Here is a 21,880-nt window from a genome sequence, read left to right on the forward strand (position 1 = left end):
TGCTACGACTCTCAACGCACCACCGGCCCGCACGGGCCGGTTTTTAGTCTTATTTCATGAAACGCAGGGCTGCATCATGGACCAGACAGATCGCTATGCCATCGAATTAAGAGGTATCGATAAGCGGTTCGGCGAAGTGTACGCCAACAAGCTGATCGACCTTAAGGTTCGCAAAGGCAGTATCCACGGCATTGTCGGCGAAAATGGCGCCGGTAAGTCCACCCTGATGAGCATCATTTATGGTTTCTACCATGCCGACAAAGGCGAGATGCTGATCGACGGGAAACCGTTCAATCCCCATGGCTCACAAGATGCGATTGCCGCAGGCGTGGGCATGGTTCACCAGCACTTCATGCTGGTCAATAACTTTACCGTATTGGAAAACGTCATCCTCGGCGCTGAGAACGGCTGGCACCTTCAGCAGAGCGTGGCGTCAGCCGAAAAGCTGCTGGGCGAACTGGCGCGGGACTATGGCCTCGACGTGCCGTTGCACGAGAAGGTCGAAGATCTGCCGGTTGGCTTGCAACAGCGGGTCGAAATTCTCAAGGCGCTCTATCGCGGCGCCCGCATCCTGATCCTCGACGAGCCGACCGGGGTACTGACCCCGCAAGAGGCGGATCACCTGTTCGAGGTGCTGAAAAAGCTGCGGGATCAAGGGGCAACCATCATCCTCATCACCCACAAGCTGCGGGAGATCCTGGCCATTACCGATCAGGTCTCCATCATGCGCCGTGGCGAGATGGTGGCACACGTCGCCACCAAGGATACCGACAAGGAGCAGCTGGCCGAACTGATGGTGGGCCGCAAGGTGCGCCTCAAGGTCGACAAGGGGCCAACCCAGCCCGGTGAAGCCAAGCTGAAGATCGAAGGGCTCAGCTACTTCGACGCCAGCAAGGTGGAGCGGGTCAAATCGGTCAGCTTCGAGGTGCGGGCCGGTGAAGTGGTTGGCATCGCCGGGGTATCCGGCAACGGTCAGTCCGAACTGCTCAGCCTGCTTGGCGGCATTCTCAAACCGAGCAAGGGTGGCTTCACCATCAGCAGCCGCAGCGGCGTACACAAGGTGAGTGCGGAGCAACCGGCCGATCCCGAGCTGGTGCGCAACTATGGCCTCGGTCATGTGCCGGAAGATCGCCACAAGATGGGGCTGATCAACCGCTTCGAGGCGAAAGAGGCCTTCATTCTCGGTTATCACCGCCGCCCGCAATACAACAAGGGGTGGCTGCAGAACAAGGAGGCGATCCAGCAGGATTGTCAGGCCAAGATGGAGAAGTGGGACGTGCGCCCGCCCCATCCCGATCACAAGACCGCCAACTTCTCCGGTGGCAACCAGCAGAAGCTGGTGATCGCCCGTGAAGTGGAGCAGGACCCGGATGTGCTGTTGATCGGCCAACCGACCCGCGGGGTCGATATCGGCGCCATCGAGTATATCCACCAGCAGATCATCGCCATGCGCGACAAGGGCAAGGCTGTCTTGCTGGTCTCGGTGGAGCTGGACGAGATCATGAGCCTCGCTGACCGGATTCTGGTCATTGCCGATGGTCGCATCGTCGGTGAGCTGGATGGTGCCAAGGCGGATGAGCGCACCATTGGTCTGATGATGGCGAATATCGTTCCCGATGAAGTAGCCAAGGAGGCCCACTGATGAGCCAAGTACGTATTCCTGCCTGGGTCTCCGTGGGCGTCTTGTCTGCGGTCAACATCCTGCTGGCCTTCCTGGTGTCGGCCATTCTGTTCTACTACCTCGACATCAACCCGGTCGATGCCGCCAAGATCATGTGGTATGGCGCGTTCGGCACCGGTGAAGGGGTCGGTTTCACCCTCTACTACGCAACCGGCTTTATCTTTACCGGTCTGTCGGTGGCGGTCGCCTTCCACGCCGGTCTGTTCAATATCGGTGGTGAAGGTCAGGCCTATATCGGCGGCCTCGGTGTGGGTCTGGTCTGTCTGACGCTCGGCGATGTGCTGCCGTTTGCCCTGCTGTTGCCGCTCTCCATCATTGCCGGTGGTCTGTTCGGTGCGGCCTGGGCCTTTATTCCGGCCTGGCTGCAAGCCAAGCGTGGCAGCCATATCGTGATCACCACCATCATGTTCAACTTCATCGCCGCCTCGCTGATGGCCTACCTGCTGGTGGAGGTGTTCAAGCCGCCCGGTTCGATGGCGACCGAGAGCAAGGTGTTTGCCGAAGCAAGCTGGCTGCCCAAGATGAGCGGGATGGCGAGCCTGTTCGGGATGGATATCCCCAACAGCCCGCTCAACATCAGCTTCTTCTGGGCGCTGATCTGTGCGGCGCTGGTGTGGGTCTTTATCTGGCACACCCGCTGGGGTTACGAGATCCGCTCGGTCGGCGCCAGCCAGAGCGCCTCCGCCTACGCCGGTATCTCCTATCCCAAGGTGGTGATCCTAGCGATGGTGATCTCCGGCATGCTGTCGGGCTTCTTCGCCCTCAACGTGCTGCAGGGTGAACTGCACCAGATCAAGCTCAACTTCGTGGAAGGGTTCGGCTTCACCGGTATCGCGGTGGCGCTGATGGGGCGCAACCATCCGGTCGGCGTCATCATCGCCAGCCTGCTGTTCGGTTTCCTCTATCAGGGGGGCGCCGAGCTCAGCTTCGAGTTCGGTGTTGACCGCAACATCGTCGTGGTGTTGCAGGGTCTGGTGATCCTGTTCTGTGGCGCCCTTGAGCACATGATGCGTCCGCGCATCGAGCAGCTCTATCTGGCGTTTGCCAACCGCTCAGCCGCGCAAGCTAAAGGAGTCTGATCATGTTTGAAATTCTGATCCTGATGCTGGATGCGACCATCCGTACCGCGCCGCCCCTCATTCTGGCCGCCATGGCGGGCATGTTCTGCGAGCGCTCCGGGGTGGTCAACATCGCGCTGGAAGGCAAACTGCTGGCGGCAGCGTTCGCCAGTGGCGCGGCGGCGGCGGTCTCCGGTTCTGCCTGGGTAGGTCTGGGTGCCGGGGTGGGGGTCTCCATCCTGTTTGCCCTGATGCACGGCTTTGCCACCATCACCCACCGCGGTGATCAGGTGGTGAGCGGCATGGCCATCAACATTCTGGCGGCCGGTCTGACCGTGACCCTGGGCCGTTACTGGTTCGATCAGGGTGGCCAGACCCCGGCGCTCTCCGGTGATGCCCGTTTCGCCCCCATCGATCTGCCCTATGCCAAGGAGCTGTGGGATGTGCCGGTGATCGGCCAGCTCTACAGCGAGCTGCTGAGCGGCCACTCCCTGCTGGAGTATGTGGCGTTTGCCTGCGTACCGCTGGCCTGGTGGGTGATGTTCCGTACCCGCTTCGGTCTGCGTCTGCGGGCGGTGGGCGAGGCTCCGGCTGCGGTCGATACTGCCGGTATCTCGGTGGTGCGGATGCGCTACACCGCGCTCATCATCGGCGGCCTGCTGGCCGGTATCGGTGGCACCTATCTGGCGGTGGCCCAGACGGCCCAGTTCATCCCCAACATGAGTGCGGGCAAGGGCTTTATGGCGCTGGCGGCGCTGGTGTTCGGCAAGTGGCGCCCCTGGAATGCCATGGCAGCCTGTCTGCTGTTCGGCTTCCTCGATGCGGTCGCCATCCGCCTGCAAGGGGTCAGCATCGGTGGCTTCGCCATTCCGGTTCAGGCCATCGAGGCATTGCCCTACATCCTGACCGTGTTCCTGCTGGCCGGCTTTATCGGCCGAGCGGTAGCACCGAAGGCGCTCGGCACCCCCTATGTGAAGGAGCGGGAGTAGCGTCTTTTATTGCGATATTCCCGATCACACAGATAACAGCAGGCCCACTTCGGTGGGCCTGTTTTTTATGGATTGAGTGGCTGGTTACAGCAGGAAAATGGTCGCCAGCCCGAGGAAGATAAAGAAGCCGCCGGTGTCGGTGATGGCGGTGATCATCACGCTGGCCCCCACCGCCGGGTCGCGGCCGAGGCGGGTCATGGTCATGGGGATGATAACCCCCATCAGGGCGGCCACCAGCAGGTTGAGCATCATGGCCAGGGTCATCACCGCGCCGAGCGCCGCATCCTGATAGAGCAGATAGGTGGCAAGCCCCATGGTGCCACCCCACACCAGCCCGTTGATAAAGGCGACGCCGAGTTCCCGCAGCAGCAGGAAGGAGAGGTTGCCCGCCTGAATGTGCTGCAGCGCCAGCGCCCGCACTATCATGGTGATGGTCTGGTTGCCGGTGTTGCCGCCGATCCCTGCGACGATGGGCATCAGCGCCGCCAGCGCCACCAGCTGGGAGATGGTGTGCTCGAACATGCCGATCACCCGCGAGGCGACAAAGGCGGTGCAGAGGTTCAGCGCCAGCCAGGCCCAGCGAGTCTTGACCGCCTTGCTGACTGGGGCGAACACGTCTTCATCCTCGCTGATACCCCCCATCCGGCGCAGGTCGGTATCACTCTCCTCATAGACCAGATCCACCACCTCTTCGACGGTGAGGCGGCCCATCAGCTTGCCCTTGCCATCCACCACGGCGGCGGAGAGCAGGTCATCCCGCTCGAAAGTACGGGCCGCAGCTTCGTCGTTATCCTCCGGATCGAAGGTGACCGGATCCCGCTCCATCACATCGCTCACCAAGGTGGTGGGCTTGTGCAGCAGCACTGTGGTGAGGGCCAGCTCCCCCAGCAGGTGGTTGCGCCTGTCGATGACGAACAGCTTGTCGGTGTTGGCGGGGATCTTGCCGCGTAGGCGCAGATAGCGCTGCACCGTTGCCAGACTCACCTCGGGGCGGATGGTGATGATCTCGAAGTCCATCATGGCGCCGACGGTGTGCTTGCCGTAGCGGATCACCTCCCGTACCCGATCCCGTTCCTCGGGGGCCATGTAGGTGAGCAGCCGCCCCATCAGGTTGCGCGGCAGGTACTGGCCCAGATAGATCTGGTCGTCGATATCCAGGGTGCGCAGGGCGTGCAGCAGCTCCTTGTCGCTCATCCCGCTGATCAGGCTGTCCCACACCGTCTCCGACGCTTCGACCAGAATCTGGCCGCGCTTCTCCTCCTCCACCAGTGCCCACAAGGCATGACGCTCATCGGGCGGCAGCGACTCCAGTGCATCGGCGACGTCGGCAGCGGGCAGCCCGTTGACCAGCGCGGTGAGTTCGCTGGTCTGATCGCGCTGCTCGGCATCCTGCACCACCTGCGGGTCGAGCAGGCTGTCGGTGAGGGCATCATCGCGCAGCAGCAGGGTGAGAATGCGAGATCTGTCATCCGCGCGCTGCCTGGCGCTGTTCTTGATGGGAAGAGACATGGGATGAATTCCTGAGAGGGTAGCCAAGGGCTCAATGCCCATAGGATACCAGACTTAAAACAGCAGGTTATGACCGTGATGGGAGAAGAGGGAGGTAAAAGTGAGGCCACCTGCTGGTGGCCTCATGGTTAGTTGCCGATAATCCCTCAGGCGAGGGCTCGCTGAGCCTGTGGTGCCGCGCCAAACCAGGCGAGCTGGTCGGCCAGCGTCACCACCGAGCCCACCATGATCAGCGCCGGACTCTCGACCCCCACCGCCAGCGCGGGCAACTCTTCGAGAGTGCCGCGAATGACCCGCTGGCAGGGCTGGGTGCCGCGCTCGATCAGCGCCACCGGCGTGTTGCCCTGCTTGCCGTGGGCCAGCAGTTGCTCGCGGATGGTGGCGCAGGATGAGAGCCCCATGTAGAAGACCAGCGTCTGCCGATCTTTGGCCAGCAGTGGCCAGTCGAGATCCCGGGCGCCACCTTTGCCGTGGGCGGTGACGAAGCGCACGCTCTGGGCGTGGTCGCGATGGGTCAGCGGAATACCGGCGTAGGCGGCGCAGCCGCTGGCCGCCGTGATCCCCGGCACCACCTGAAAGCCAATGCCAGTACCAACGAGCGTCTCCAGCTCCTCGCCGCCACGGCCGAAGATGAATGGGTCGCCCCCCTTCAGCCGCACCACCCGCTGACCCTTCTTCGCCTCCTCCAGCAACAGCTGGTTGATCCCCTCCTGGGGCACGCAGTGGTTGCCCGCCTGCTTGCCGACGAAGATGCGCTTGGCGTCGCGGCGTACCAGCGCCATCACCTCGTCGGAGACCAGCCGGTCATAGACCACCACGTCCGCCTGCTGCATCTGGCGCAGAGCGTGCAGGGTGAGCAGACCCGGATCGCCGGGGCCGGCACCCACCAGCACCACTTCGCCTCCGGTCTGGCTTTCATCGGCAAACAGGCTGTCGGCCAGCTGGTGGGCAGAGGCGCTATCCCCGCGGGCCAACGCCTGCCCGAGTCGGTCTGCCCCGAGCAGCCGCTCCCAGAAGCGGCGCCGCTCTCCCATGGTGGCGAAGCGCGCCTTGACCCGATCCCGCAGGCTGCCAGCGAAGGTCGCCATGGCGCCCAGATGTTGCGGCAGCAGGGCTTCCAGTTTTTCCCGCAGCAGCCGGGCCAGCACCGGCGCCTTGCCGCCGGAGGAGATGGCCACCATCAGCGGCGAGCGATCGATGATCGACGGCATGATGAAGCTGGAGCGTTTCGGGTCATCCACTACGTTGGCAAAGATCCGCGCCTGATTGGCGCTCTGGTAAACCAGCGCATTCACCTCGCGCCGATCGGTAGCGGCCACCACCAGCCACTTGCCCGCCAGTTGTTCCGATGCAAATTCACCGGCCAGCCACTCGATGCTGCCGTTGGCAGCCAGTTCAGCCAGCTTGGGGTCGAGCTCGGGCGCTACGACTGTGAGGTGGGCACCGGCATCCAGCAGCAGGCGCGCCTTGCGCTCCGCGACCTCGCCGCCGCCGACCAGCAGCACGGGTTTGTTGTCGAGTCGGCAAAAGATGGGCAAGTAGTCCATGGGGCCTCCGGATCAGGCGGTTCGGGTCTGGTTGGCGGTGCTGGTGGTTTCGCTCACCGCGACCGGGCGCTCAGCCTTGGGGGTGGCATACCAGTAGCCGAGGCCCATAAAGAGGGCGCCGGAGACGGTGTTACCCAGGGTCACCCACAGCAGGTTGTGGCCGATGCCGCTCAGGGTGTAGGCATCCGAGTGGGCACCAAACCAGGAGAGGGCGAACAGGGTCATGTTGGCGATGGAGTGCTCGTAGCCGGAGGCGATAAAGGCCAGCAGGCACCACCAGATGGCGATGAAGCGGGCGGCCCCTTCGGTGCGCAGCGCCATCCAGATGGCGAGGCAGACCAGCCAGTTGCAGAGGATCCCCTTCATAAACAGGGTCAGGGCCGGTGCCTGGGTCTTGGCCAGCGCTACCTTGTGGGCCAGACTGCCTGCGTCCGGCAGCAGGCTGCCGCCGTAGGAGTAGATCAGCGCCACCACGATGGAACCAATCAGGTTGCCGGCCCAGGTCTGCGGCAGGATGCGCAGCAGGTCGGCCATGGTGATCTTGCCCGTCTTCACCCCGAAGGTGAGGAACATGGTGTGGCCGGTGAACAGCTCGGAGCCGGCGATGATGACGAGCGTCAGGGCGATGCCGAAGGTGGCCCCCATCACCAGCGGCCGGATGGCGGGATCCACCAGATTGCCGAGGGTGAAGATGAGGATGATGCCGAGGCCCACATAGGCCCCCGCCATGGTGGAGCTGAGCCAGAAGCCGAGCTTGTCGCTGCGCTCGAAGCGGTTGATGCGGGCCGCGTTGGCGGCGCACATGTTGATGGTTTCCGTGTACATCTTGTGAGTCCTTGAAAGGGCTGCCTGCAGGCAGCCCGAAAGAGAGTGAAATCGGAGTTAGACGGTGACCCAGACCTGCTGGTCGCGCACTTCAACGGGGTAGCCCTGTACCGGCATAGATCCGGGGGTTGTCGACATCAGACCGCGACCCAGACCTGCTGGTCGTGCACTTCAACGGGATAGCTCTGCACCGACATCGCCGGGTTGTCGAAGCAGTGGCCGTCGCTCAGACGAAAGCGCTGCTTCTTGAGCGGGCTGGCCACCCAGAGCTCGCCGTCGTGTTCGCAGATCAGGCCCCGCGACAGCACGTTGGCGGCGAAGAAGGGATCCCGGTTGTCGATGGCGAACACCTCGGCGGCCGCGCTCGGGCGAAACAGGGCGATCTGGCGACCTTCAATGAGTGCGCAGACGCCGGTGCCCGGCAGGATGTCGTTGAGTTGGCAGGCTAATTTCATCATTTGGTTTCCACCTCGATCTGGTAGACAGGGATGCGCTCGGCCGGGGTCGCCGGTCGGTGCTGATCGCGCTCGGCGACGAACTGAACGTCCGGGTCGCGCTTGTCGCTGTTGATGAAGTGGCTGAAGCGCTTGAGCGCCTCCTCTTCGTTGAGGGTGCGCGACCATTCGCACTCGTAGCTGTCGATGAGGGTCTGGATATCGCGCTCCAGCGTCTCGGCCAGCCCCAGCTTGTCGTCGACGATCACCTCGCGCAGGTAGTCGACGCCCCCTTCCAGATTGCCGAGCCAGACCGAGGTGCGCTGCAGTTTGTCGGCGCTGGTGACGTAGAGCATCATAAAGCGGTCGATCAACCGGACTAACGTTTCGCGGTCGAGGTCAGAGGCCAGCAGGTCGGCGTGGCGCGGCTTCATGCCGCCGTTGCCGCCCACATAGAGGTTCCAGCCCGCGTCGGTGGCGATGATGCCGACGTCCTTGCCCTGCGCTTCCGCACACTCGCGGGTACAGCCGGAGACGCCGAACTTCATCTTGTGGGGGGTGCGAATGCCCTTGTAGCGGTTCTCGAGGAAGACCCCGAGGCCAACGCTGTCCTGCACGCCGAAGCGGCACCAGGTGCTGCCGACGCAGGTCTTGGCCATGCGCAGCGCCTTGGCGTAGGCCTGACCGGTCTCGAAACCGGCCGCCAGCAGTTTGCGCCAGATGGCGGGCAGGTCATCCTTCTGGGCCCCGAACAGACCGATACGCTGGGCGCCGGTGATCTTGGTGTAGAGCTTGTAGTCGCGGGCCAATTCGGCCACCGCCAGCAGCCCCTCCGGGGTCACTTCACCACCGGCCATGCGCGGGATGACGGAGTAGCTGCCGTCCTTCTGCATGTTGCCGAGGAAGATGTCGTTGGTGTCCTGCAGCGGGGTGTTGCGCGGGCTCAGCACATGCTCGTTCCAGCAGGAGGCGAGGATGGAGCCGACGGTCGGTTTGCACACCTCGCAGCCATAGCCCTGACCGTGTTTGGCCAGCAGCTCGTCGAAGCTCTTGATCCCCTCCACCTTGACCAGATGGAACAGCTCCTGACGGGAGTGGGGGAAGTGGGCGCAGAGGTGGTTGTTGACCTCGATGCCCTGCTTCACCAGCTCGGCGTTGAGCACCTGACTGATGAGTGGCACGCAGCCGCCGCAGCCGGTACCGGCCTTGGTGTGCTGCTTGATGGCGGCCAGCGTGGTGTGACCCTCGGCCACCGCCTGGGCGATGTCGCCCTTGGAGACGTCGAAGCAGGAGCAGATCTGGGCGGTCGAAGGCAGGGCATCCACCCCCAGTGTCGGCTTGGCACCGGCGTAGGCGGGCAGGATCAGGGTGTCCGGGTGGCTCGGCAGTGGCAGGGCGTTGAGCATCATCTGCAACAGGTTGCCGTAATCTTCCACGTCACCCACCAGCACGGCGCCGAGCAGGCTGCTGTTGTCTTCGCTCACCACGATCTTCTTGTAGACGCCAGCCTGATCGTCCTGAAAGACATAGCTGTGGCTGCCCGTGGTGCGGCCGTGGGCATCGCCGATGGAGCCGACGGAGACGCCGAGCAGTTTCAGCTTGGCGCTCATGTCTGCCCCCTCGAAACGGCTGTCGCCACCGAGCAGATGGTCGACGGTGATCTGGGCCATCTTGTAGCCCGGCGCCACCAGGCCGAAGAAGCGGCCCTGCCAGGCGGCGCACTCGCCGATGGCATAGATGTCGGAGTCGGAGGTGAGGCAGTGATCGTCGATGACGATGCCACCGCGCTCGGCGATGGCCAGATCACCGTAGCGGCCCAGGGTATCTTGCGGACGGATACCGGTGGAGAAGACCACCACGTCTACTTCAAGCATGCTGCCATCGGCAAAGGCGAGGCGGTGCTTCGCCTGCTCGCCGCCATGCATCAGGATCTCGCTGGTGCTCTTGCTGGTGTGTACCTGCACGCCCATGGATTCAATCTTGCGGCGCAGCAGCTGGCCACCCTGACCATCGAGCTGCTCGGCCATCAGCACCGGGGCAAACTCCACCACATGGGTTTCGAGCCCCAGCGCCTTGAGGGCACCGGCCGCTTCCAGGCCAAGCAGTCCGCCCCCGATCACCACCCCGCTCTTGCCACTCTTGGCGGCGCTGCGGATGGCTTTCAGATCCTCGATGGTGCGATAGACGAAGCACTCGTGGTGCTGACTGCCTGCAATGGAGGGCACCCAGGGGTAGGAGCCGGTGGCCAGCACCAGCTTGTCGTAGCCGACCACAGTACCCTTGTTGGAGTGCACTTCGCGGTTGGCCCTGTCGATTGTTTTCACCGCTTCGCCGAGCAGCAGGCGGATGCCGTGCTTGTCGTAGAAACCGGGTTTGACGAGGGAGAGATCTTCGCTGGTGTGATGGGAGAAGTAGGAGGAGAGATGGACGCGATCGTAGGCGGGACGGGGTTCTGCACCGAAGACGGTGATCTCGTAGCGGCCCGGGTCGGCCCGCTCGATCAGCTCTTCGATGAAGCGGTGCCCCACCATGCCGTTGCCCACAACGACCAGTCTGACTTTGCTCATGATTGCCTCTAGTTTGGAGTAATAAAACATCATTCTGGGGCTAGGCTACCCAGTCGACAGGGGCGGGCAATTGATGCAAATCAAGTGTCTATTTATATATCTCGTCAGGGGTAATTCGATAAAATTCAAAGATATACAAAAATAGGTATACCAGTTGATGATTTATGGGCTGGCTCGGGGTGAGGGATAGTGGAGAGAAAGCTGTGCTTACCCACAGCCGGGGAGTGAAGACTTCTGTCGGAAAAAGAGCGGCCTCGCACTGGGCGAGACCGGCATCAATGGGCATCAGCTGAGCAAAGCGGTACGTCAGGCGATATGGCGGCGGAACATGGCGAGCGCCAGCGACAGGGTGACGCCGGCGATGGCGAGCAGCGGCCAGAGCAGGGGCCAGGCGGCCGACCAGTCGAACCCCTTGAGGAAGACCCCCTTGAGCAGCACGATGAAGTGGGTGAGGGGGTCAATGGCCGCCAGCCACTGGAACACCTGCGGCATATTCTCCACCGGCGAGATGTAGCCCGAGAGGATCACAGCCGGTACGGTGAAGGAGAAGACTCCGAGAAACGCCTGCTGCTGGGTCGAGCAGAACGACGAGATGAAGAGCCCGATCCCGGCCAGCGCCAGCCCGTAGCAGACCATGCCCGCCATCAGCAAACTGAGGCTGCCCGCAAAGGGGAGGTGAAAGACAAAACGGGCAGCCAGCGCGACTATGCACCCTTGCCCCACTGCCACCATGATGCCGGGCACCGCCTTGCCCGCCATGATCCAGCCTGCGGTGAGGGGGGAGACCAGCAGCTGATCGAAGGTGCCCTCTTCCCGCTCCCGCGCGACCGAGAGGGCGGTGACAATCAGGCAGCCGGTGGTGGTGATGATGGCCACCAGCGCCGGCAGGATATGCCAGCGGAACTCGACGTTGGGGTTGTAGAGGTTGCGCACCGCCAGCTCGGGCTGCGCCTTGCCTTCGCTCCTTTCTTCATTCTGCCAGCGGGCGATCACCTGACTGATGTAGCCCGCCGCCACCTGACCGCCGTTGGAGCGGCGCCCGTCGATAATCAGCTGCACCTTGGCCGGTTCGCCGCGCGCCAGTCGGCGCGAGAAATCGCCCGGAATAATCAGCCCGAGCAGCGCCTGCTGCCCGGTGATGGCTTCGGTCATGCCCGCCTCGCCCTGCACCGGGATGATGGTGGTGAAGGCGGGCATATGGGTGAGGCGTTCCAGTAGCTCGCGGCTCTGGGCGCCGCCATCCTGGTTGTAGATGGCCAACGTGTTGCCGGTTACCTCCAGGGTGGCGGCGAACGGGAAGAGGGCGGTTTGCAGCAGCACCGGCATGATGAGCAGAAAGCGCCCCTGAGTATTGCCCATCAGGGCCTGCAGCTCTTTTCGGATCAGCCACCAGAGTCGGATCAGCATGGGTTACTCCAGAGTGCGCCGCGTCTTGCGGGCGGTCAGGGCCAGCCAGAAACCCGCCAGCAGCAGCAGACAGAAACCGTTGACCAGCAGGATCGAGAAGACGCTGCCCGCCTGATAGAGGGTCTGCAATGAGCTGGCGAAGTAGCGGGCCGGAATGAGGTGGGTGATGGCCCGCAGCAGCGGCGGCATGCTGGCGATCTCGAATACAAATCCCGACAGCATCACCGCAGGCAGAAACGCGGCGATCAGGGCCGCTTGGGCGGCGTTGAACTGGCTGCGCATCACGGTGGAGAGAAACAGCCCGAGACCGAGGGCGCTGCCGAGAAAGACGCTGGTGACCAGAAAGAGCAGCAGCAGGGAGCCGCGCCACGGCACCGCCATCACCGCCACCGAGAAGAGCAGGCAGAGCAGCATGGCAATGATGCCAAGGCCATAGTAGGGCAGCAGCTTGGAGAGCAGCAGCTCCCCCTTGGTAACCGGAGTGGCGAGCAGCGCCTCCATTGTGCCGCGCTCCCACTCCCGCGCCACCACCAGCGAGGTGAGCAGGGCCCCTATGATGGTCATTACCACCGCAATGGAGCCCGGCACCAGAAAGTTGCGGCTCACCAGCGCCGGGTTGAACCAGGCGCGGCTCTCTATCGACACCGGCATGGCAACCCCTTCGCCAGCGAGCCACCCCTGCCAGATCCCCTGCACATAGTTGGTGACGAAGTTGGCGGTGTTGGGCTCGGAGCCGTCGGTGAGCAGCAGCGCCTGTGGCGTGCCATTGCCCTGACCGGCCAGCTCGCGGGAGAAGCCGTCGTCGATCACCAGCAGGCCGCGGATCTCGCCACGGGCCAGACTGGCGAGCAGGGACTCCTTGCTCGGCCCGCTGTGGATCTCCAATGCGGTAGAGCCGCGCAGGGCTTGCTCCAGCCGCACCGCCGGGGCGCCGCTGTCGGTGCGCCAGATGCCGAGGCGCAGATGGTCCACATCCAGATTGATGGCGTAACCCATCACCACCAGCAGCACCACCGGCATGATGAAGGCGATGAGGATGCTGCTCGGGTCACGGACGATTTGCAGCGTCTCCTTGCGACAGAGGGCCAGCAGTCGCCGACGGTTGATACTCATGCGTCCTCCTCGCTGGCCCGCTCGACTAGCGTGATAAAAGCCTCTTCCATTGTTGGCAAAGAACAGGTCGGCAAGGAGCCGGTTGGCAAAGAGGTCGCCGCCTCTTTGGCGGCCAGCCCCTTGAGATCGTCCGGGGTGCCGAGCGCCAGCAGCTTGCCGCGATAGATGAGGGCAATGCGGTCGCAATACTCCGCCTCATCCATAAAGTGGGTGGTGACCAGCACGGTGACGCCGTGGTCGGCCAGCGCGTTGATATGCGACCAGAACTCGCGCCTAGTCACCGGATCGACCCCGGAGGTGGGCTCGTCGAGGAACAGCAGCGGCGGCTCGTGCAGCAGGGCGCAGGCCAGCGATAAGCGCTGGCGCAGGCCGAGCGGCAGGGATTCTGCCTTCTGATCGAGCCAGGGGGCGAGGGCAAAGGCAGCCACCATGGCGTCGATCCGCATCTGCTGGTGGCGGCCAAACAGACCGTAGATACCGGCGAAGAAGGAGAGGTTCTGCGCCACGGTGAGCTGCTTGTAGAGGGAGAACTTCTGCGCCATGTAGCCGAGGCGCTGGCGCGCCGCCGAGGGGCTGTGGGCCAGATCGATGCCGGTCACCAGAGCCTGCCCCTCGCTCGGGCGCAACAGGCCGCACTCCATCTTGAAGGTGGTGGACTTGCCCGCCCCGTTGGGGCCGAGCAGACCGAAGATCTCGCCGCGGCGCACCGCAAAGCTGACATCATCGGTGGCGGCAAAATCACCGAAGCGTTTGGTGAGGTGGCGCGCCTCGATCACCGCCTCGGGGGAGACCCCTTGCGGCAGTTCGGCTTCCCGCATCCCCGCCGCCAGACTCGACTCCCCGCCGGGGCCGCCGCCGAGCAGGTCGATAAAGGCATCCTCCAGCCGGGGCTGGGCCGGTTGAAAGACGCCGTTGGCGAGATGCAGCTCCGCCAGCGGTGGGGGCGCCATGCCCGGGTGCAGCAGCAGGCGAACCCGCTCCCCCGCCACCGCGCCATCCATCACCGTCGGGTGAGCCAGTGCCCGGCGCAGCAGGGCGCGCCGCTCGCGGCCATCCAGTTGTCCCGCCTCCAGCAGCCAGCAGCGGCTGGCCATGGCCCCCATCAGGTCGGCCGGGGTGCCGCTGGTGCGCACCTCGCCATCCGCCATCAGCAGCACGTGGTCGCACAGCTCCGCCTCATCGAGATAGGCGGTACTCCAGAGCACCGTCATACCACCCTTGGCCAGCTCGCGCACCATCTGCCAGAGGGCGCGGCGGGAGATGGGATCGACCCCGACCCCCGGCTCGTCGAGCAGCAGCACATCCGGGGTGCCGAGCAGGGCGCAGGCCAGCCCGAGCTTCTGTTTCATCCCGCCAGAGAGCTTGCCCGCCGGTCGTGCGGTGAAGCGGGCGAGATCGGTGAAGGCGAGCAGCCGCGCAAAGGTGGGTGTGCGTTCGGGCTCCAGTACGCCGCGCAAGTCAGCGTAGAGGGTGAGGTTCTCCAGCACGCTGAGATCCTCGTAGAGGCCGAACTGCTGGGGCATGTAGCCAAGGCGCTGGCGCAGCAGATCCCCCTCGCTCACCGGATCCAGCCCCAGCACCCGGATGGTGCCCGCTTCGGGGATCAGCAGACCGGCCAGCAGGCGCAGCAAAGTGCTCTTGCCCGCGCCGTCGGGGCCGACCAGTCCGGTGATGCCGCCAGTCGGAATGGTGGCCGAGATGGCGTTGAGGGCGACCCGCTCGCCAAAGCGTTTGGTGAGCCCCTCAAGGGAGATGGCGCTGCTCATGGCGCCAGCCTGACGGTGACCGGCATTCCCTGCCGCAGGGCTTGGTCGGGATCCTGCACCACGATGCGCAGCCGGTAGACGAGGTGAGTGCGCAGGTCTGGCGTCTCCACCGATTTCGGGGTGAACTCGGCGGTCGGCGAGACAAAGCCCACCACCCCGTGATAGGGCTGATCCGGCCGCGAGTCGGTGGTGAGGGTCACCTTGGCGCCGCTCGGGAAGTGGCCGAGCCAGGGCTCCTCCACATAGGCACGCACCCAGACTGGCGCGGTCAGGGAGAGGTTGAAGGCGGTCGCACCGCTCTGCACCATGCTGCCGTTCTCGACGGCACGACTGATGATGATGCCGTCGCTGGGGGCGGTCAGGCTGGCGTCTGCCAGCGCCAGTTCGGCACTGGCGAGCGCCGCCTTGGCCCCTTCCAGTTGGGCATCGGACTGGGCTATCTCTTCCGGGCGGTAGCCGGTTTCGAGCTGGGCGAGCTGCTCGCGGGCGGAGCGTACCTGCGCCCGGGTCTGATCCCGCTGGGAGCGGGCGCTATCGAGCTGACCGCGGGAGATGGCGCCGGTGGCTGCCAGTGCGCTCTGACGGCGCCACTGCTGGTCGGCCTCCAGCGCAGCGGCTTCGGCGGCGGCCAGTGCGGCCCGGGCCCGGTCCGTCTCTTCGCTGCGATAGCCTTTGTGGATCAAGGCGTTGGCGGCGGTGAGCGCAGCCAGATTGGCGCGGGCGCTGTCGCGGCTGTGGGTGAGGGGAACCGGATCGAGGCGGGCCAGCAGTTGACCGGCTTTTACGCTATCCCCCTCATCGACCAGCACCTGATCGACGCGGCCGCCGACCCGAAAGGCCAGATTGACGTCGCGAATATCGACGTTGCCGTAGAGGATGGAGCCGTCGGCCGGGCGCCCCTGCCACCAGAGGTAGCCACCGATAACGGTCAGCAGCAGGGCCACGATTGCAATGCGTTGTTTCATGCCGCTTCTCCTTGAGGATGGCTCTGCAACCAGAGGTAACCACTGAGCACGGTCAGCAACAGGGCCACGATGGCAATGCGTTGCTTCATACCGCTTCTCCTTGAAGATTGCTCTGCAACCAGAGGTCACCACTGAGAGCGGCCAGCAGCAGAGCTACCATCGCGATGCGTTGTTTCATGCCGCTTCTCCTTCCTTGATGTCGGTGCGGCGCAGGCCGCGCAGGGCCCATACCAGCCGCTGTCTGGCGGCCTCGGGGTTGTCTATCTGGCTGAGAAAGGGGGCCGCCTGTTCGGGCAGCCAGCCGAGCTGGCGACCGCTACCGGCGATCACCAGCAGCAGGCCGACCGAGCCCATGATGAAGATCATCAGCTGGAGCGGGTGCCCGGCGATCAGCGACCCTTCTGCCTGTGCCTTGCGCACCTGTTCGAGCAGCAGCAGGGGGTGGCGGCGCGGCAGGCTGAGCAGAAAGCGCTGGGCCGCCCCTTCGCCCGCCAGCGCATCGCCAAACAGGTGGTTGATAAAGCCGCGCTGGCGCGCCACCAGCCCGATCAGCGCCTCCATGGTCGCTTCGAAGGTGGCGATGGCAGAGGGGTAGGAGCCTTTGGCCGCTACCGCCTTGAGCTCGTCATAGAGGGGGGCGTACCAGAGCTCCACCAGCTCGTCGATAAAGGCGTCGCGGTTGCCGAAGTGGTAGACAAAGGAGCCGAGGTTCACCTCGGCCGCCGCCGCCAGCTCGCGCACCGTCAGGCCGCGCAGCCCCTTCTCGGTGGCGATGGCGAGGCCGGTATCGAGCAGTTTTTGCCGGGTCGGATTCATCTTTCTGGTTCCTGTTGCGCAGATTTCGATCTGATTTATACGTATGTATAAATCAATTGCGCAGAAGTAGACAGATCTTTTTTTGAGCAGATTTCAGCAGGGATGAAAAACGACGGGTGTTGGCAAGGGGAGGTTTGGAAATGCGCTGGGATTGAACGGGTTGCCGCAGATAAGGGCCAGAATTCGGGCAGATGACGGAGGCGGTGGAGAAATAAAAACGCCTCCGCGAAGGGAGGCGTTTTATCGGGAGGTGCGCGCTTACAGAATAAAGCGGCTCAGATCCTCGTCTTCAATCAGCTTGCCGAGGTGGGCGTTGACGTAGTCGGTGTCGATGACAAAGGTCTCGCCGGACTTCTCGGAGGCATCGTAGGAGATATCTTCCATCAGGCGCTCCATCACGGTGTGCAGACGACGGGCACCGATGTTCTCGGTACGCTCGTTGACCTGCCAGGCCGCTTCGGCCAGACGGCGGATGCCATCCTTGGTGAACTCGATGTTGACCCCTTCGGTGGCCATCAGCGCCTTGTACTGATCGGTCAGCGAGGCGTTCGGCTCGGTCAGGATGCGCTCGAAGTCATCGGTGGTCAGCGCGGTCAGCTCGACGCGGATCGGCAGACGACCCTGCAGCTCGGGGATCAGATCTGACGGCTTGGCGATCTGGAAGGCGCCGGAGGCGACAAACAGGATATGGTCGGTCTTGACCATGCCGTGCTTGGTATTGACGGTGCAACCCTCGACCAGCGGCAGCAGGTCGCGCTGTACCCCTTCACGGGAGACATCGGGGCCCGAGCTCTCGCCACGCTTGCAGATCTTGTCGATCTCGTCGAGGAAGACGATGCCGTTGTTCTCGACCGCGGCGATCGCTTTCTGCTTCAGCTCTTCCGGATTGACCAGACGGGCCGCTTCCTCTTCGATCAGCGCCTTCATGGCCTCTTTGACCTTGATCTTGCGCTTCTTCTTCTGGTTCTGGCCCAGGTTCTGGAACAGCCCCTGCAGCTGGTTGGCCATCTCTTCCATGCCCGGCGGGGTCATGATTTCGACGCCCATCGGAGAGGCGGAGAGCTCCAGCTCGATCTCCTTGTCATCCAGCTGACTTTCCCGCAGTTTCTTGCGGAAGATCTGGCGGGTGTTGGAGTTGTCGGCTTTCTCTTCCTCACCCCAGGTGTTGCGCGGGTTGGGCAGCAGGGCATCGAGGATGCGCTCTTCGGCGGCTTCCTCGGCGCGGTATTTCATCTTCTCCATCTCGGTTTCGCGCACCAGCTTGATGGCGGCATCGGTCAGATCGCGGATGATGCTGTCCACTTCCTTGCCGACATAGCCCACTTCGGTGAACTTGGTCGCTTCCACCTTGATGAAGGGGGCGTTGGCCAGCTTGGCCAGACGACGGGCGATCTCGGTCTTGCCGACACCGGTCGGGCCGATCATCAGGATGTTTTTCGGGGTTACTTCATGGCGCATCTCTTCGTCGAGTTGCATCCGGCGCCAGCGGTTGCGCAGGGCAACGGCAACGGCGCGCTTGGCATCGGCCTGACCAATGATGTGACGATCCAGCTCGTGGACGATTTCTCTCGGGGTCATCTCGGACATGATGGTGTTCCTGTATCCGGGGCGGGCAGTGCCCACCCCTTGGAGAATGGGGTTTGGCTGATGGCCTTATTTGGCTGCGTAGTCCAGCACTTCGATGGTGTGGTTGCCGTTGGTGAAGACGCAGATGTCGCCCGCAATCTTGAGGGACTTCTCGACAATGGTCCTGGCATCCAGCTCGGTGTTTTCCAGCAGCGCGATGGCGGCGGACTGGGCGAAGTTGCCGCCGCTGCCGATGGCGATGAGATCGTGCTCCGGCTGCACCACGTCACCGTTGCCGGTGATGATGAAGGATTTGTGTTCGTCGGCCACGGCCAGCAGCGCTTCGAGGCGGCGCAGGGCGCGATCGGTGCGCCAATCTTTGGCCAGCGCCACGGCGGCGCGCTCCAGATTACCCTGATGGGCCTGCAGTTTTGCTTCGAAACGCTCGAGCAGGGTGAAGGCGTCGGCGGTACCGCCAGCGAAACCGGCCAGCACCTTGCCGTTATAGAGACGATGAACCTTGCGGGCGTTGCCCTTCATGACGGTGTTGCCAAGAGAGACCTGGCCATCGCCACCGATGACGACCTGACCGTTGCGGCGAACTGAAACTATGGTAGTCACTTTACTTACCTCGCTTGAGCCGAATGACGGCCTGACTGTGCATGGCAAGAAAGATGGGGATGGCAAACGGGCTTTTCAACCCTACCTTTGGTCGGGATAAACGGGGTAGCAATCAGGGGGGGGCGAGTGGCACCAAAAGAACAGGGCCGGGGGTTGCCACCCGGCCCTGCGTCATCGGTAAGCGGATTACCCTTTCTTGGGAATGCAGCCGCTGATGCCGGAGCTCTGCAGCTTGCTGTTGGCCGCGTCGGCGGCCGCCTTGCCGTTGAAGGGGCCGACCATCACCTTGTAGACGGTACCGTTGGCGCCATTGATCACCTGCAGGCTGGAAGAGAGGCCGGCGGTGAAGGCGATACGTGCCTTGAGCGACTCTGCGGAATCCTGCGAGCGCAGCGCGGCGCATTGCATCATATAGCGACCACTGTCGGCGGCTGCGGTCTGGGCTGGCGGGGTGGTCGCTTTGGCCTTGGCCGCTTCGGCCCGCTCCCGCTCCAGCTCGGCACGGATCTCCCGCTCCATCCGCTCCCGTTCGGCCTTGCGGTCGATCACCTGCTCTTGCGCGCTGGCAACCGGCGCACCGGAGGTGGAGGGAGTGGTTGCCGGATTGGGCTGATAGGGCTTGGGCTGGCCGATCGGTGTTCCCGGCTGGGGAATGTCGGTCGGCACCGGTTGCGGCAATTTCTCCGGTTGCAGGGTCATGGTATCTGCCGGTGGTGGCGGCAGCACACCCGGCTGGGGCGGTGGCTCGATAACATCGACCTGCTTGTTCTCAAGCCGTTCGATGTAGCTCCACTTCTCCTGAGGCAGCCCGTTATTCTGCGCTTTTGGCTTGTTGGCCTTTACCTGTTCCTCAATGGTGGGGGCATCGTTGCCCTTGCCATTGATCATGTAAAGGAAGCCACCAAAGCCTGCCAGCAGTGCCACGACCAGCAGCACTGGAATAACAGGAAAGCGGCGAGGAGCCGCTTTCTTGGTATTGCGGCCACCCGCCCGACGTCGCGGGCGGCTGCCGACATAATCCCGGGTTGCCATCTATTACATGCGCTCCAGGGTATGGATGCCCAGTACGCCGAGGCCCAGTTTCAGCACCTTGGCGGTGGCGGCGCACAGCAGCAGACGGCTCTGACGGGTTGCCTCGTCCACGCCATCCTTGTTGATCGGGCAGGCTTCATAGAAGGTCATGAAGTTGCCGGACAACTCGTACAGGTAGGTACAGAGCAGGTGCGGCATGCCTTTGTCTGCCACGCCGTTGACCGCGTCGGAGAACTGGATCAGCTTCTGGGCCAGCACCTCTTCGGCCTCTTCGTTCAGGGTCACGTTGCCGGTCAGCGTCTCGGCATCGATGTTGGCCTTGCGGAAGATGGACTGGATACGGGTGTAGGCATACTGCAGGTAAGGGGCAGTGTTGCCTTCAAAGGAGAGCATCATGTCCCAGTCGAAGATGTAGTCGGTGGTACGGTTCTTGGAAAGATCCGCATACTTGACCGCACCCATGGCGATGGCGTTGACCACGTTGGCCTTCTCTTCGGCAGAAAGGTCGCTGTTGCGGCTCTCCAGCAGAGCGGCGGCGCGCTCTTCGGCCTCGTTCAGCAGATCAACCAGCTTGACGGTGCCACCGGAGCGGGTCTTGTAGGGACGACCATCCTTGCCCAGCATCATGCCGAAGGCGTGGTGCTCGAGCGGTACGGATTCCGGCACATAGCCCGCCTTGCGGGTGATGGTCCAGGCCTGCATCAGGTGCTGGTGCTGACGGGAGTCGATGAAGTACATGACACGGTCGGCGCCCAGAGTTTCATAACGGTATTTGGCACAGGCGATGTCGGTGGTGGTGTAGAGGAAACCGCCATCGCTCTTCTGGATGATGACGCCCATGGCCTCGCCATCCTTATTCTTGAACTCGTCCAGGAAGACAACGGTGGCGCCTTCGCTCTCGACCGCCAGCCCCTTGGCTTTCAGGTCGGCCACGATCTCCGGCAGCATGTCGTTGTACATGGACTCGCCCATGATGTCCTTGTTGGTCAGGGAGACATTCAGGCGGTCGTAGTTGATCTGGTTCTGTTCCATGGTCATGTCGACCAGCTTCTTCCACATGGTACGGCAGTACTCGTCGCCGCCCTGCAGCTTGACCACGTAGTTACGGGCACGCTCGGCGAAGGCTTCGTCTTCGTCGTAGCAACGCTTGGCCTGGGTGTAGAAGGCTTCCAGATCCTTGAGCGCCATGTCGCTGGCGTGCTCGTTGGACATCTTCTCCAGATAGGCGATCAGCATGCCGAACTGGGTGCCCCAGTCGCCGATGTGGTTGGCACGGATCACTTTGTGGCCGAGGAATTCCAGCGCGCGCGCTGCGACGTCACCGAGAACGGTGGAGCGGATGTGGTGCACCGCCATCTCTTTGGCCACGTTGGGGGCGGAGTAGTCCACCACCACGGTTTGTGGCGCGGGCAACCTTACGTTGGCGTTGGCAGAGGTCACCATGGCCTCGACCTGACCGGCCAGCCAGCGCTGGTCGAAGAAGAAGTTGATGAAGCCGGGACCGGCGATCTCGACCTTGGCGATCAGGTCGGAGGCGGGCAGGTGCTCGATGATGGCCGCTGCCAGCTCACGGGGATTCTTGCGGGCCGGTTTGGCCAGCAGCATGGCCAGGTTGGTAGCCAGGTCGCCGTGAGCTTTTTCCTTGCATCGGTCTACTTGCACGCGGGCTTCCAGGTCCGCCGGCAGGACGCCTGCTGACTTGAGATTGGCTACCGTTTGTTCAAGTAGATGATGAATATGCTCTTTCATAACTGACCACCAAGGTTGCGCGTCGAAAAATGACTGATATATAAGGGCGTGAATTTTACCCGCATCGGCCCGAGAAAACTATAGGGATGACCCGCCGCTCGCTGTCGGGCGGATATTTCACTGCGTTTGGCGCCATATTCCAGAATATTGGGCGGAAATTACGGTGCTTATCCATTTCTACTGCATATCGAAGCGGCTTGTCCAGGCTATTTTTCCCTGATTGTTAAGGGTTTTT

At 63.2% G+C, this 21,880-nt stretch carries 17 protein-coding genes; 3 read left to right on the forward strand and 14 right to left on the reverse strand.

Going from position 1 to position 21,880, the window contains the following annotated elements; all coding sequences use genetic code 11:
* Positions 1-76 precede the first annotated feature (76 nt).
* The 3 genes from PG888_RS02925 to PG888_RS02935 are packed head-to-tail and all read left to right on the forward strand — an operon-like array spanning position 77 to position 3,728.
* Positions 77-1,642 (forward strand): ABC transporter ATP-binding protein, encoded by a 1,566-nt coding sequence (locus PG888_RS02925; protein ID WP_042656569.1) that lies wholly within the window; start codon positions 77-79, stop codon positions 1,640-1,642.
* The gene (locus tag PG888_RS02930) at positions 1,642-2,760 is read left to right on the forward strand and encodes an ABC transporter permease (RefSeq protein ID WP_042656568.1); all 1,119 of its coding nucleotides are present in this window, start codon (positions 1,642-1,644) and stop codon (positions 2,758-2,760) included. Before PG888_RS02925 ends, PG888_RS02930 begins: the two co-directional genes overlap by 1 nt.
* A 2-nt stretch (positions 2,761-2,762) precedes the next feature.
* Positions 2,763-3,728 carry an ABC transporter permease gene (locus tag PG888_RS02935; protein ID WP_005342529.1) on the forward strand — a complete coding sequence of 322 codons (966 nt, stop codon included), beginning with the start codon at positions 2,763-2,765 and terminating at the stop codon, positions 3,726-3,728.
* An 84-nt stretch (positions 3,729-3,812) separates the two neighbouring features.
* Here the strand turns inward: PG888_RS02935 and mgtE are convergent, their stop codons facing one another.
* The 14 genes from mgtE to argS form a co-directional block, all read right to left on the reverse strand.
* A complete protein-coding gene (gene mgtE, locus PG888_RS02940; protein WP_270692619.1) occupies positions 3,813-5,237 on the reverse strand; it encodes a magnesium transporter in 1,425 nt (474 codons plus the stop codon).
* Positions 5,238-5,383: 146 nt separating this feature from the next.
* Complete coding sequence (gene cysG / locus PG888_RS02945) at positions 5,384-6,784, reverse strand: siroheme synthase CysG (RefSeq protein WP_270692621.1); 1,401 nt, start codon at positions 6,782-6,784, stop codon at positions 5,384-5,386.
* A gap of 12 nt (positions 6,785-6,796) precedes the next feature.
* Positions 6,797-7,609, reverse strand: coding sequence for a nitrite transporter NirC (nirC, locus tag PG888_RS02950; RefSeq protein ID WP_270692622.1), 813 nt, complete (start codon positions 7,607-7,609; stop codon positions 6,797-6,799).
* 137 nt (positions 7,610-7,746) lie between these two features.
* On the reverse strand, positions 7,747-8,064 hold the full coding sequence (gene nirD / locus PG888_RS02955; RefSeq protein ID WP_247824155.1) for a nitrite reductase small subunit NirD: 318 nt from the start codon (positions 8,062-8,064) through the stop codon (positions 7,747-7,749).
* Entirely contained in the window at positions 8,064-10,610 is a 2,547-nt protein-coding gene (gene nirB / locus PG888_RS02960; protein ID WP_270692624.1) for a nitrite reductase large subunit NirB, read from the reverse strand. The genes nirD and nirB overlap by 1 nt, the downstream gene beginning before the upstream one ends.
* A 306-nt stretch (positions 10,611-10,916) precedes the next feature.
* Entirely contained in the window at positions 10,917-12,017 is a 1,101-nt protein-coding gene (locus PG888_RS02965; protein WP_270692626.1) for an ABC transporter permease, read from the reverse strand.
* Between the two features lie 3 nt (positions 12,018-12,020).
* Positions 12,021-13,130 carry an ABC transporter permease gene (locus tag PG888_RS02970; protein ID WP_270692627.1) on the reverse strand — a complete coding sequence of 370 codons (1,110 nt, stop codon included), beginning with the start codon at positions 13,128-13,130 and terminating at the stop codon, positions 12,021-12,023.
* Complete coding sequence (locus tag PG888_RS02975) at positions 13,127-14,896, reverse strand: ATP-binding cassette domain-containing protein (RefSeq protein ID WP_270692628.1); 1,770 nt, start codon at positions 14,894-14,896, stop codon at positions 13,127-13,129. The genes PG888_RS02970 and PG888_RS02975 overlap by 4 nt, the downstream gene beginning before the upstream one ends.
* On the reverse strand, positions 14,893-15,861 hold the full coding sequence (hlyD, locus tag PG888_RS02980) for a secretion protein HlyD (RefSeq protein WP_270692629.1): 969 nt from the start codon (positions 15,859-15,861) through the stop codon (positions 14,893-14,895). Before hlyD ends, PG888_RS02975 begins: the two co-directional genes overlap by 4 nt.
* A gap of 174 nt (positions 15,862-16,035) precedes the next feature.
* A complete protein-coding gene (locus PG888_RS02985; RefSeq protein ID WP_270692630.1) occupies positions 16,036-16,677 on the reverse strand; it encodes a TetR/AcrR family transcriptional regulator in 642 nt (213 codons plus the stop codon).
* A gap of 258 nt (positions 16,678-16,935) precedes the next feature.
* Complete coding sequence (hslU, locus tag PG888_RS02990; protein WP_270692631.1) at positions 16,936-18,264, reverse strand: HslU--HslV peptidase ATPase subunit; 1,329 nt, start codon at positions 18,262-18,264, stop codon at positions 16,936-16,938.
* A gap of 66 nt (positions 18,265-18,330) precedes the next feature.
* A complete protein-coding gene (gene hslV / locus PG888_RS02995) occupies positions 18,331-18,864 on the reverse strand; it encodes an ATP-dependent protease subunit HslV (RefSeq protein ID WP_005342555.1) in 534 nt (177 codons plus the stop codon).
* A gap of 186 nt (positions 18,865-19,050) precedes the next feature.
* Positions 19,051-19,896, reverse strand: a complete 846-nt coding sequence (locus tag PG888_RS03000) for an SPOR domain-containing protein (RefSeq protein WP_270692633.1) — start codon at positions 19,894-19,896, stop codon at positions 19,051-19,053.
* A 3-nt stretch (positions 19,897-19,899) separates the two neighbouring features.
* Positions 19,900-21,645, reverse strand: coding sequence for an arginine--tRNA ligase (argS, locus tag PG888_RS03005; RefSeq protein ID WP_270692634.1), 1,746 nt, complete (start codon positions 21,643-21,645; stop codon positions 19,900-19,902).
* Between the last annotated feature and the right edge of the window lie 235 nt (positions 21,646-21,880).

This window comes from Aeromonas sp. QDB23 (assembly GCF_027707745.1).
In the GTDB taxonomy this organism is placed as follows: Bacteria; Pseudomonadota; Gammaproteobacteria; order Enterobacterales; family Aeromonadaceae; genus Aeromonas; species Aeromonas allosaccharophila.

What these genes read in the sequence shown, in the direction of transcription:
- PG888_RS02925 (WP_042656569.1), top strand. Translation starts at nt 77, where the DNA reads ATGGACCAGACAGATCGCTATGCCATCGAATTAAGAGGTATCGATAAG.
- PG888_RS02930 (WP_042656568.1), top strand. Translation starts at nt 1,642, where the DNA reads ATGAGCCAAGTACGTATTCCTGCCTGGGTCTCCGTGGGCGTCTTGTCT.
- PG888_RS02935 (WP_005342529.1), top strand. Translation starts at nt 2,763, where the DNA reads ATGTTTGAAATTCTGATCCTGATGCTGGATGCGACCATCCGTACCGCG.
- mgtE (WP_270692619.1), bottom strand. Translation starts at nt 5,237, where the DNA reads ATGTCTCTTCCCATCAAGAACAGCGCCAGGCAGCGCGCGGATGACAGA.
- cysG (WP_270692621.1), bottom strand. Translation starts at nt 6,784, where the DNA reads ATGGACTACTTGCCCATCTTTTGCCGACTCGACAACAAACCCGTGCTG.
- nirC (WP_270692622.1), bottom strand. Translation starts at nt 7,609, where the DNA reads ATGTACACGGAAACCATCAACATGTGCGCCGCCAACGCGGCCCGCATC.
- nirD (WP_247824155.1), bottom strand. Translation starts at nt 8,064, where the DNA reads ATGAAATTAGCCTGCCAACTCAACGACATCCTGCCGGGCACCGGCGTC.
- nirB (WP_270692624.1), bottom strand. Translation starts at nt 10,610, where the DNA reads ATGAGCAAAGTCAGACTGGTCGTTGTGGGCAACGGCATGGTGGGGCAC.
- PG888_RS02965 (WP_270692626.1), bottom strand. Translation starts at nt 12,017, where the DNA reads ATGCTGATCCGACTCTGGTGGCTGATCCGAAAAGAGCTGCAGGCCCTG.
- PG888_RS02970 (WP_270692627.1), bottom strand. Translation starts at nt 13,130, where the DNA reads ATGAGTATCAACCGTCGGCGACTGCTGGCCCTCTGTCGCAAGGAGACG.
- PG888_RS02975 (WP_270692628.1), bottom strand. Translation starts at nt 14,896, where the DNA reads ATGAGCAGCGCCATCTCCCTTGAGGGGCTCACCAAACGCTTTGGCGAG.
- hlyD (WP_270692629.1), bottom strand. Translation starts at nt 15,861, where the DNA reads ATGAAACAACGCATTGCAATCGTGGCCCTGCTGCTGACCGTTATCGGT.
- PG888_RS02985 (WP_270692630.1), bottom strand. Translation starts at nt 16,677, where the DNA reads ATGAATCCGACCCGGCAAAAACTGCTCGATACCGGCCTCGCCATCGCC.
- hslU (WP_270692631.1), bottom strand. Translation starts at nt 18,264, where the DNA reads ATGTCCGAGATGACCCCGAGAGAAATCGTCCACGAGCTGGATCGTCAC.
- PG888_RS03000 (WP_270692633.1), bottom strand. Translation starts at nt 19,896, where the DNA reads ATGGCAACCCGGGATTATGTCGGCAGCCGCCCGCGACGTCGGGCGGGT.
- argS (WP_270692634.1), bottom strand. Translation starts at nt 21,645, where the DNA reads ATGAAAGAGCATATTCATCATCTACTTGAACAAACGGTAGCCAATCTC.